Source organism: Staphylococcus sp. EG-SA-2, from assembly GCF_017152085.1.
The window spans coordinates 1-4,379 of record NZ_JACYHC010000483.1 but is presented as its reverse complement, the minus strand read 5'-3'; the positions used below and the strand labels follow the sequence as shown (position 1 = coordinate 4,379).

The following is a 4,379-nucleotide window of genomic DNA, read 5'->3' as shown; positions in this document are numbered from 1 at the left end:
GACTTAGTTTATATTAGTAAAGATATAGATGATGAGATGAAAAATAGTAGAACGTACTATGGTGATGTTCTTTTAAATATTACAGGAGCATCAATAGGTAGAACAGCCATTAATTCGATAGTTGAAACGCATGCTAATTTAAATCAACATGTATGTATTATTAGATTAAAAAAAGAGTATTATTATAATTTTTTTGGACAGTATCTATTATCAAGAAAAGGTAAAAGAAAAATTTTCCTTGCACAAAGTGGAGGTAGTCGAGAAGGACTAAACTTCAAAGAAATTGCTAATTTAAAAATCTTCACCCCAACTATATTTGAAGAACAACAAAAAATAGGACAATTCTTCAGCAAACTTGACCAACAAATTGAATTAGAAGAACAAAAACTTGAATTACTTCAACAACAGAAAAAATGCTATATACAGAAAATCTTCTCACAAGAATTACGATTCAAAGATGAGAATGGTGAAGATTATCCAGATTGGGAAAATAGCAAAATAGAAAAATATTTAAAAGAGAGAAACGAACGTTCTGACAAAGGGCAAATGCTTTCAGTAACTATAAATAGTGGCATTATAAAATTTAGTGAATTGGATAGAAAAGATAATTCAAGTAAAGATAAAAGTAATTATAAAGTAGTTAGGAAAAATGATATTGCATATAATTCTATGAGAATGTGGCAAGGGGCTAGTGGTAAATCAAATTATAATGGGATTGTTAGCCCTGCATATACTGTGCTTTATCCAACACAAAATACTAGCTCATTATTTATTGGATATAAGTTTAAAACACATAGAATGATTCATAAATTTAAAATTAATTCACAAGGATTAACATCAGATACATGGAACTTAAAATATAAACAATTAAAAAATATAAATATAGATATACCTGTATTGGAGGAACAAGAAAAGATAGGTGATTTCTTTAAAAAAATGGATATATTGATAAGTAAACAGAAAATGAAAATTGAAATATTAGAAAAAGAGAAACAATCCTTTTTACAAAAAATGTTCTTATAACTTTGATAAATACATAGATTGCATAAGAATAAAATTTGTATAATTTAACATAAAAGTTGTAAAAGTAAAGTGAATTAAAAACGAACATTAAATTTAGGCACTGTGAAAGCGCAGTGTCTTTTTTGTGTCGAAATTGTGTACATAATAAGTAGTTAAATAAAGATTAAGTTGAGATAAAGTGTTATTCGTAAATAAAAGAGAGTAGATCGATAGGAATTGAATGATATTAGTTAACTATTTATTAAATTACTTAATAATGATTAATTTTTAGTTAAAGTAAGTTTAATGTGAAGCACGACCATTGCTCATTATAATGAATGAGGATTGTTCGTATTGCGTAATAGAATAAATCAAATAGACTAAAAATTGGGAGCATAGAATTATGAAATTAAAAAATATTGCTAAAGCAAGTTTAGCACTAGGGATTTTAACAACAGGGATGATTACAACTACTGCTCAGCCAGTAAAAGCAATTGAGCAAAGCAGATTATCAGTTACTTCAAAAGATACACAAGAATTAAAAAAATACTACAGTGGAACAGGATATAATTTTCAAAATGTGAGTGGTTATAGAGAAGGTAATAAAATGAACATTATTGATGGACCACAACTTAATGTAGTTACTTTACTTGGCACAGACAAAGAAAGGTTTAAGGACGATGAAGATTATGAAGGACTTGATGTATTTGTTGTAAGAGAAGGGTCAGGTAAACACGCAGATAATATATCAATTGGTGGAATTACAAAAACAAATAAGAATCAATATAAAGACCCTGTACAAAACGTTAATTTATTGACTTCTAAGAGTAACGGTCAAAATACTGCTTCTGTGACTTCAGAATACTATAGCATCAATAAAGAAGAAATTTCATTAAAAGAACTTGATTTCAAACTAAGAAAGCAATTAATTGATAAACATGATCTTTATAAGACAGAGCCTAAAGACAGCAAAATTAAAGTTTCTATGAAAAATGGCGGCTACTATACGTTTGAATTAAATAAAAAATTACAGCCTCATCGCATGGGTGATACGATTGATAGTAGAAATATAAAGAAAATTGAAGTGAATTTATAATAATATTCGAGGGAGTATATCATGAGAGAAAATTTTAAATTACGTAAAATGAAAGTCGGTTTAGTATCAGTTGCAATTACTATGTTATATATCATGACAAATGGCGAAGCAGAAGCATCTGAAGGTAGCCAAACTGTTAAGAACCCAAAGGTGAATGCAACTGAAGAAATCAAAGTTGGATCACAACCAGTTCAAAATAATCAAGAAGTAAGTTCGGAACAAACAAAAAAGAATTTTGTTAATTTAGACCCCATTAAACCTGGTGCTCAAAAGGTAACAGGGACTACTTTACCCAGCCATATTATTCTAATGAATATAGATGGTAAAAGTGCTGATTCAGTAGATGGAGGAAATAGTGATTTAGTATTTGCTGATGAAAACGGAAGATTCGAGTATCCACTACACAATAGAAAAATTGTTCATAATCAAGAAATTGAGGTTTCGTCATCCAGTCCTGATTTAGGTGATGATGAAGAAGATGAAGAAGTAGAAGAAGATTCAACTGAAAAAGCTGGTACTGAGGAAGAAAACACAGATGCTAAAGCTACATACACAACACCACGATATGAAAAAGCGTATGAAATACCGAAAGAACAACTAAAAGAAAAAGATGGACATCACCAAGTTTTCATCGAACCTATTACTGAAGGTTCAGGTATTATTAAAGGTCATACGTCTGTAAAAGGTAAAGTTGCTCTATCTATTAATAATAAATTTATTAATTTTGAAGAAAGAGCTAAAGATGGAATTAGTAAAGAAGATACTAAAGCTAGTTCCGATGGTGTTTGGATGCCTATTAATGAAAAAGGATATTTTGATTTTGATTTCAAAAAAAATCCTTTTGATAACTTAGAGTTAAAGAAAAATGATGAAATCTCATTAACATTTGCACCTGATGATGAAGATGAAGCATTGAAGTCATTAATTTTCAAAACTAAAGTAACGAGTTTAGAAGATATTGATAAAGCAGAAACTAAATATGACCATACTAAAGTGGAAAAAGTAAAAGTATTGAAAGATGTTAAAGAAGATTTACATGTAGATGAAATTTATGGAAGTTTGTACCATACAGAACAAGGTAAAGGTATTCTCGATAAACAGGGAACTAAAGAAATTACAGGTAAGACTAAATTCGCGAATGCAGTAGTGAAAGTATATTCTGACTTAGGTGATGCGCAACTGTTTCCTGATATTCAAGTAGATGAAAATGGTAAATTTAGCTTTGATGCTGAAAAAGCTGGTTTCAGATTACAAAATGGAGAAACATTGAATTTTGCAGTAGTTAAACCTATTACTGGTGAGCTATTACATCAAGGATTCGTTTCTAAGTATATCGATGTTTATGAATCTCCGGAAGAAAAGAAAGAACGTGAATTTGAAGAGAAACTTGAAAACACGCCTGCATATCATAAATTACATGGTGATAAAATTGTCGGCTATGATGTTCAAGGTAATCCATCAACTTGGTTCTATCCATTAGGTGAAAAGAAAGTTGAACGTAAGGCACCAAAATTAGAAAAATAATTAATAAAATAAAACAGCTTAATGATGTAATGAAACTAGTGAGTTAATCACTGACTTCAACGTCATTGAGCTGTTTTTTGTGCTTTGTTACAAAGCATTATTGAGTTTATTTTACGTGTTCATATTTTGAAACATCAAAGCCGTCTTGTTTAGCTTTGTTGATAATGTCTTTGATTGAATGTAGTCCTTTATCGGCGAAGTATGATCTTAAGTTGTCTTTTGTAGCTTGGTCAGCATTCTTATCTAATAACACATCGATATAGCTTAATTCATGTTCTAAGAAGTTTGCATCATCATGTAGTACAAGTCCATTTTGAGAATAAACTTTCGCATCTGCTTGATTACTATATCCAACAACGCCAGTTGCTAAAACACCTACCATTGCCGTAGCTACTAAAACCTTTTTAAATTTCATATCTATCACTCCTCTAAAAAATGTAACTCTATCATAACACTGAATATTGAGAAAATTACGTTTATTAAGCCGATTTAATAATTTTAATAAATAGTTAAAGTGACAAATATTGTTTAAATGCAATTAATCTTTAATGCGATGGTTATGGATTTTCCTACTAAAACCTTGATTTCAAAGAGGGTTTAAATCAAATGAAACAATAATAAAAAAATGACGCAACATAATAATAAGTACAAATTTAATTAAGAAATTAAATTGATTGTATATGTATATTTTGGTAACGTAAAAGAGAAATATACAAAATAATTAATTATTTATATGAAAAGAGAATATAAATGAAGT

Annotated in this window: 4 protein-coding genes; 3 read left to right on the top strand and 1 reads right to left on the bottom strand. The window is 29.1% G+C overall.

The genetic code is table 11. The features are described from left to right. From IDG60_RS07420 to IDG60_RS07410, 3 genes are all read left to right on the top strand, one after another. On the top strand, positions 1-1,023 hold a 1,023-nt coding region (locus IDG60_RS07420), incomplete at its 5' end, for a restriction endonuclease subunit S (protein WP_241013346.1). A 382-nt stretch (positions 1,024-1,405) separates the two neighbouring features. Further along, positions 1,406-2,098: a superantigen-like protein SSL11 gene (locus IDG60_RS07415; RefSeq protein WP_000769141.1), complete on the top strand. Its 693-nt coding sequence runs from the start codon at positions 1,406-1,408 to the stop codon at positions 2,096-2,098. A gap of 21 nt (positions 2,099-2,119) precedes the next feature. Then, on the top strand, positions 2,120-3,622 hold the full coding sequence (locus IDG60_RS07410) for an FKLRK protein (protein WP_001208892.1): 1,503 nt from the start codon (positions 2,120-2,122) through the stop codon (positions 3,620-3,622). A 106-nt stretch (positions 3,623-3,728) separates the two neighbouring features. Here IDG60_RS07410 and spn read toward each other — a convergent pair whose 3' ends face one another. Beyond that, the gene (gene spn, locus IDG60_RS07405) at positions 3,729-4,037 is read right to left on the bottom strand and encodes a myeloperoxidase inhibitor SPIN (protein ID WP_000669524.1); all 309 of its coding nucleotides are present in this window, start codon (positions 4,035-4,037) and stop codon (positions 3,729-3,731) included. Between the last annotated feature and the right edge of the window lie 342 nt (positions 4,038-4,379).